The sequence below is a fragment of the Phenylobacterium sp. genome, assembly GCF_020253645.1.
Lineage (GTDB): Bacteria > Pseudomonadota > Alphaproteobacteria > Caulobacterales > Caulobacteraceae > Phenylobacterium.
Genome location: NZ_JADCBG010000097.1, coordinates 1 through 7150, shown reverse-complemented (window position 1 = coordinate 7150; position 7150 = coordinate 1). Strand labels below are relative to the sequence as shown.

2 protein-coding genes and 2 pseudogenes are annotated in these 7150 nt (G+C 66.6%); 3 read left to right on the top strand and 1 reads right to left on the bottom strand.

The features are described from left to right. A pseudogene (locus tag INE98_RS06755) lies at positions 1 to 287 on the top strand (calcium-binding protein); the annotation flags it as partial. Positions 288 to 414: 127 nt separating this feature from the next. On the opposite strand, the gene INE98_RS06750 reads toward INE98_RS06755, so the two are convergent. Continuing rightward, a complete protein-coding gene (locus INE98_RS06750; RefSeq protein WP_293537625.1) occupies positions 415 to 1638 on the bottom strand; it encodes a serine hydrolase in 1224 nt (407 codons plus the stop codon). A 294-nt stretch (positions 1639 to 1932) separates the two neighbouring features. Between INE98_RS06750 and rpoB the strand changes: the two genes are divergently transcribed. Then, complete coding sequence (rpoB, locus tag INE98_RS06745; RefSeq protein WP_293537623.1) at positions 1933 to 6003, top strand: DNA-directed RNA polymerase subunit beta; 4071 nt, start codon at positions 1933 to 1935, stop codon at positions 6001 to 6003. Positions 6004 to 6092: 89 nt separating this feature from the next. Beyond that, positions 6093 to 7150: pseudogene (locus INE98_RS06740) on the top strand (DNA-directed RNA polymerase subunit beta'); the annotation flags it as partial.

Below are 7150 nucleotides of genomic sequence, written 5' to 3'. Positions count from 1 at the left end.
GCGTATCTGGAGGCGCTGGCGACGATCTTATTTTTGGCGACCGGGGTAACGACACGATTTCGGGCGGAGCAGGCGCCGACGAGTTTCGCAGCTTCGGTGAGGCCGGGATCGACCGGTTGGTCGATTTCAACCGCGCCGAGGGCGATCGTGTCGTCCTTGATTCAGGAACGAGCTACTCTGTAGCGCAAGCTGGCGCCGATGTGGTGGTCTCCATGTCTGGCGGCGGGCAGGTCATACTGGTCGGCGTTTCCTTGGCCGACCTGGCTCCCGGATGGATTGTGGCCTAGGTACCGCTCGCCTTATTTTGTCTTTGGCCCTCTTGGGGGGTGGAAAAGGGGCCCACCTCCGGGTCTGGTGATCGGCAGTTGGCCTTCGGTTTCCGCTCCATGGGTGCGCCCCCCCACGGGGTGGCGACTATCCAGGCCCCTCCCGGCGCCCGAGTGCTCGCAGGCCTGCCGCGATCAGGTCCTCTTCCGGCGCTGTCAGGGCCGTGCGACGGCCTGGCGGCCGGCCGGTCTCGGGCATGCCGTTCAGGGCCCAGACCAGGCTCTCATCGGTCCGCCGGTTCCAGAACAGCCCGGTCATCCAGCCATAGGCGTCCCCGAGATGGCCGCGCCAGTCGGCCGAGTCCGGTCCGAAGAAGGCGTCGCCCGAGGTCCCCGGCAGGCCCGTCAGCACCTGGACCCCCAGCCCATAGGCGAGCATCACCCCACCCTCGTTGTCTGCGCCCTCGGGGCCAAGCCGCCAAGCTGTGGCCTCCAGGTCCGCATAGGTCCCCGGAGCCGAAAGGAAGCGCCGGGCGAGACGGTCCATGTCCTCGAGGCTTAGTCGCAGTCCGCCCTGGGGTGAGAAGGCGAAGCCGTTCTCGCCAGGCCGTAGATCGACGTCCGTGAGGCCGGGGGTCTCAGGCGCGGCAAGCAGGCTGGCCCTGGGCGCACTGGGCGGCACGGCGTCGACCTGGGAAACCCAGGCGTCTCCCTCGCGCCGGAGGCCAGGGGCCGCGCGCTGGCGCGCGGCCTGCGATACGCCGCTCCAGTTGTAGCCGGCGTCCGTCCCGGCGGGGGCGAGGAGCCGGTCCCGCATCAAATGGTCGAAGCGCTGGCCTGTGACCTGTTCCGCCCACTGGGCCAGCACGGCGAAGTTCACGTCCGCATAGGAAAAGCGCGCGCCGGGCGGGAAGTCCGGGGGACCAAACCAGCCGCCTTCATCGAAATGGGCGCCGCCCGGGGTGAAGGCTGAGGACAGCAGCCGACCCGCGGGTACGGGATAGCTCGGACCGTTCCTCAGGCCGCTCGTGTGCGACAGGAGGTGTCGCAGGCGGATCGGCGTTTCCGGCCAGGCGGGATGCCGGAGTCGAAACCCGACCCGGTCCGAGACATCCGCGTCGAGTCCCCCGGGAAGGCCTGTGGCGATGGGGACGATCACGGACGCGGCGACCATCTTCGAGACCGAAGCGACCCGGAAGGGGCTGTCCAGCCGGAACCGCCGCCCTGCAGGGGCTTCTCCCCGTGTCCGTGTCCTGCGGCGACCAGGGGCGGAGGCGATGAAGCCAGCGCAGGGTCCGAAGTCCGGCCTTTCGGCTCGGGCAATAGCCGGGAGGGAAAGGGCGGTGGCCATGCCCGCCGTCATCAGCTCCATCGCGCGTCTCCGGTCCGGACTTGTCATGTTGCAGTTTCTTGACGTCATGCTCTTCCCTTGGGCGGGATTATCGACTACCTCCCGCCATTCGCGATTCCACTGGCCTTGGCCAGCCGTTTCGCGCGCCTCTGTTCCGAGGCGTGGCCAGTCGCCCTTCGGCCGCGCGAGGGAACGCCCCCGGCGAGATGGGGGCCTGCAGCGTCCGGCCTCCGGCCTTCCGGGGGTTCAAGGGTGGACGACAGGATGCACATTCTGCGCCCGGGGACCGTCCCGCGCGCTGTTCAAGGGAAGACAATGGCTCAGTCCTTCACCGGCAAGAAGCGGATCCGCAAGTCGTTCGGCCGCATCCCCGAAGCCGTGCAGATGCCGAACCTGATCGAGGTCCAGCGCTCGTCCTATGAGCAGTTCCTGCAGCGCGATGCGCGGTCCGGGCCGCGGCGGGACGAGGGCATCGAGGCGGTCTTCCGGTCGGTCTTCCCGATCAGGGACTTCAACGAGCGCGCGGTGCTGGAATACGTTTCCTACGAGTTCGAGGATCCGAAGTACGACGTCGAGGAGTGCGTCCAGCGGGACATGACGTTCGCCGCGCCGCTGAAGGTCAAGCTGCGACTGATCGTGTTCGAGACGGACGAAGAGACCGGCGCCCGCTCCGTCAAGGACATCAAGGAGCAGGATGTCTACATGGGCGACATCCCGCTCATGACCGAGAAGGGCACCTTCATCGTGAACGGCACCCAGCGGGTGATCGTCTCGCAGATGCACCGCTCGCCCGGCGTCTTCTTCGACCATGACAAGGGCAAGACCCACGCTTCCGGCAAGCTGCTGTTCGCCGCCCGCGTCATCCCATACCGCGGCTCTTGGCTGGACTTCGAGTTCGACGCCAAGGACGTGGTCTATGTCCGGATCGATCGGCGCCGGAAGCTGCCGGCCACGACCTTCCTCATGGCCCTGGGCATGGATGGCGAGGAAATCCTCGGCACCTTCTATGACAGCGTGCCGTGCGAGAAGCGGGAGGGCGGCTGGACCATTCCCTACAGGCCGGAGCGCTGGCGGGGGGTGAAGCCCGAGTTCGCCCTCGTCAACGCCGACACCGGAGAAGAAATCGCCCCGGCGGGCCAGAAGATCTCCGCACGTAACGCCAAGCGCTTCGCTGACGGTGGCCTGAAGGCGCTCCTGCTCCCGGCCGAGGCGCTGACCGGCCGATACATGGCCCGCGACCTCGTCAATATGGAGACGGGGGAGATCTACGCCGAGGCGGGCGATGAGCTGGACGCCGGACTGATCGCCGACCTTGAGGCGCAGGGCTTCACCGGCTTCGACCTGCTCGACATCGACGAAGTCAACATGGGCGCCTACATCCGCAACACCCTGCGGATCGACAAGAACACCGCGAGGGAAGACGCGCTCTTCGACATCTACCGGGTCATGCGCCCGGGCGAGCCGCCGACAGTCGAGGCGGCCGAGGCGATGTTCAAGTCGCTTTTCTTCGACTCCGAGCGCTACGACCTGTCCTCGGTCGGCCGCGTGAAGATGAACATGCGCCTCGAGCTGGACTGCCCGGATGATGTCCGGGTGCTTCGCAAGGACGACATCCTGGCCGTGCTCAAGACCCTGGTGGGCCTGCGCGACGGCCGCGGCGAGATCGACGACATCGACAACCTCGGCAACCGCCGGGTCCGTTCGGTGGGCGAACTGCTCGAGAACCAGTACCGGGTCGGCCTGCTGCGCATGGAGCGGGCGATCAAGGAGCGCATGAGCTCGGTCGACATCGACACGGTCATGCCGCACGACCTCATCAACGCCAAGCCGGCGGCGGCGGCGGTTCGCGAGTTCTTCGGCTCGTCCCAGCTCTCGCAGTTCATGGACCAGACCAACCCGCTCTCGGAGATCACCCACAAGCGGCGTCTGTCGGCCCTTGGCCCGGGCGGCCTGACCCGCGAGCGCGCCGGCTTCGAGGTGCGCGACGTGCACCCGACGCACTACGGCCGGATCTGCCCCATCGAGACCCCGGAAGGCCCGAATATCGGCCTGATCAACTCCCTGGCCACCCACGCCGTGGTCAACAAGTACGGCTTCATCGAGAGCCCCTACCGGCGCATCAAGGACGGCCGGATCACCGACGAGGTGGTCTACATGTCGGCCATGGAGGAGGCCAAGCACGTCATCGCCCAGGCCAACATCAAGCTGGATGCAGGCGAGATTGCCGAGGACCTGGTGCCCGGCCGGATCAATGGCGAGCCTTCGCTCCTGCCCAAGGCCGACGTGGACCTTATGGACGTCTCGCCCAAGCAGGTCGTCTCGGTCGCCGCCTCGCTGATCCCCTTCCTTGAGAACGACGACGCCAACCGCGCCCTGATGGGCTCGAACATGCAGAAGCAGGCCGTGCCGCTCATCCAGTCGGATGCGCCCCTGGTCGGCACGGGCATGGAAAGCGTCGTGGCGGTGGACTCCGGCGCCGTGGTCGTCGCCCGCCGCACCGGCGTGGTGGAGCAGATCGACGGCACCCGGATCGTGATCCGGGCCACCGAGGAAAGCGATCCCTCGAAGTCCGGCGTCGACATCTACCGCCTGCAGAAGTTCCAGCGTTCCAACACCTCGACCTGCATCAACCAGCGTCCGCTGGTTCAGGTGGGCGACCGGGTCGCTGCTGGCGACGTCATAGCCGACGGCCCGTCGACGGAACTGGGCGAACTGGCCCTGGGCCGGAACGTCCTCGTCGCCTTCATGCCCTGGAACGGCTACAACTTCGAGGACTCGATCCTGATCTCCGAGCGCATCGTGCGCGATGACGTCTTTACCTCGATCCACATCGAGGAATTCGAGGTCATGGCCCGCGACACCAAGCTGGGACCAGAGGAAATCACCCGCGACATCCCGAACGTCGGCGAGGAGGCCCTGCGCAATCTCGACGAGGCCGGCATCGTGGCGATCGGCGCTGAGGTCCTGCCGGGAGACATCCTGGTCGGAAAGGTGACGCCCAAGGGTGAAAGCCCGATGACCCCGGAGGAGAAGCTTCTCCGCGCCATCTTCGGCGAGAAGGCCTCCGACGTGCGCGACACCTCCCTGAGGCTGCCCCCCGGCGTCGCCGGGACGGTGGTCGAGGTTCGTGTGTTCAACCGCCATGGGGTGGACAAGGATGAGCGCGCCCAGGCGATCGAGCGCGACGAGATCGAGCGCCTCGGCAAGGACCGGGATGACGAGTTCGCCATCCTGAACCGCAACATGACCTCGCGGCTTCGCACCCTGCTCACCGGGAAGGTCGCTCTCTCCGGCCCGAAGGGCGTCGGTCGCGGCGAGATCACGCCGGAGAAGCTGGAGGAGGTTTCGCCCGGTCTCTGGTGGCAGATCGCCCTCGAGGACGAGAAGGCGATGGGCGAGCTGGAGGCCATGCGCCGCCAGTTCGACGAGGCCCGCAAGCGCCTCGACCGCCGCTTCGACGACAAGGTCGAGAAGCTGAAGCGCGGCGACGAGCTGCCCCCCGGCGTCATGAAGATGGTCAAGGTCTTCGTGGCCGTGAAGCGCAAGCTTCAGCCCGGCGACAAGATGGCCGGCCGGCACGGCAACAAGGGGGTCATCTCCAAGATCCTTCCCATCGAGGACATGCCCTACCTGGAGGACGGGCGGAACGTGGACATCGTCCTCAACCCGCTGGGCGTGCCCAGCCGGATGAATGTCGGGCAGATCTTCGAGACCCATCTCGGCTGGGCCGCCGCCGGGCTTGGTCGCCAGATCGCCGAGGTCCTTGAGGCCTGGCGTAACGGCGGCCAGCGCAAGGCCCTGATCGATCACCTGCGCGGGATTTACGGGCCTGACCAGGAGCTTCCCGACACCGACGAGGAACTGGTCGAGCTCGCCCGGAACCTGTCGAAGGGTGTGCCCTTCGCAACGCCCGTGTTCGACGGGGCCCGGATCGAGGACATCGAGAACCTCCTGGAGCAGGCGGGCCTGGCCCGCTCGGGCCAGTCGATCCTGTACGACGGCCAGACCGGCGAGCAGTTCAAGCGCCCGGTGACGGTGGGCTATATTTACATGCTGAAGCTGCACCACCTGGTCGACGACAAGATCCACGCCCGGTCCATCGGACCTTACTCCCTGGTCACCCAGCAGCCGCTGGGCGGCAAGGCCCAGTTCGGCGGGCAGCGCTTCGGGGAGATGGAGGTCTGGGCCCTCGAGGCCTACGGCGCCGCCTACACCCTGCAGGAGATGCTGACGGTGAAGTCCGACGACGTGGCCGGCCGGACCAAGGTGTACGAGTCCATCGTGCGCGGCGACGACACCTTCGAGGCGGGCATCCCCGAGAGCTTCAACGTGCTGGTCAAGGAGATGCGTTCCCTCGGCCTCAACGTAGAGCTTGAGAACACCTGAGGCGTAACCGCCTGCCGCCCAATTGCGGGGGGAGGGGCCGTCAGTCCCTCCCGATCCGCTTCCGGAATCTCTGACGAACTGGAAGACCCATGAACCAGGAAGTCCTGAACATCTTCAACCCGGTCCAGGCCGCCCCGACCTTCGACCGCATCCGCATCGCCCTCGCCAGCCCGGAGAAGATCCGGTCCTGGTCCTTCGGCGAGATCAAGAAGCCCGAGACCATCAACTACCGGACCTTCAAGCCGGAGCGCGACGGCCTCTTCTGCGCGCGCATCTTCGGCCCGACGAAGGACTACGAGTGCCTGTGCGGCAAGTACAAGCGCATGAAGTACAAGGGCATCATCTGCGAGAAGTGCGGCGTCGAGGTCACCCTGGCCCGCGTCCGGCGCGAGCGCATGGGCCACATCGAGCTGGCCAGCCCGGTCGCCCACATCTGGTTCCTGAAGTCCCTGCCCAGCCGCATCGCCATGATGCTGGACATGCCCCTGAAGGACATCGAGCGGGTCCTGTACTTCGAGTACTACATCGTCACCGAGCCGGGCCTGACGGCCCTGAAGATGCACCAGCTCCTCTCCGAGGACGACTACCTCCGCTACCAGGAGGAGTTCGGCGACGACAGTTTCACCGCCGAGATCGGCGCAGAGGCCATCCAGGGCCTGCTGAAGGGCATCGACCTGCCCAAGGAAGCGGACAAGCTGCGTGAGGACCTCCTCACCACCACGTCCGAGATGAAGCTGAAGAAGACGTCCAAGCGCCTCAAGCTCATCGAGAGCTTCATCGAGAGCAAGAACAAGCCGGAATGGATGATCCTGTCGGTCATCCCGGTCATCCCGCCCGAGCTGCGCCCGCTGGTGCCCCTGGACGGCGGCCGCTTCGCCACGTCCGACCTGAACGACCTCTATCGCCGGGTGATCAACCGGAACAACCGCCTGAAGCGCCTGATGGAGCTGCGGGCCCCGGACATCATCATCCGCAACGAAAAGCGGATGCTGCAGGAAGCGGTGGACGCCCTGTTCGACAACGGCCGTCGCGGCCGGGTCATCACCGGCGCCAACAAGCGGCCCCTGAAGTCGCTCGCCGACATGCTGAAGGGCAAGCAGGGCCGGTTCCGCCAGAACCTGCTGGGCAAGCGCGTCGACTATTCCGG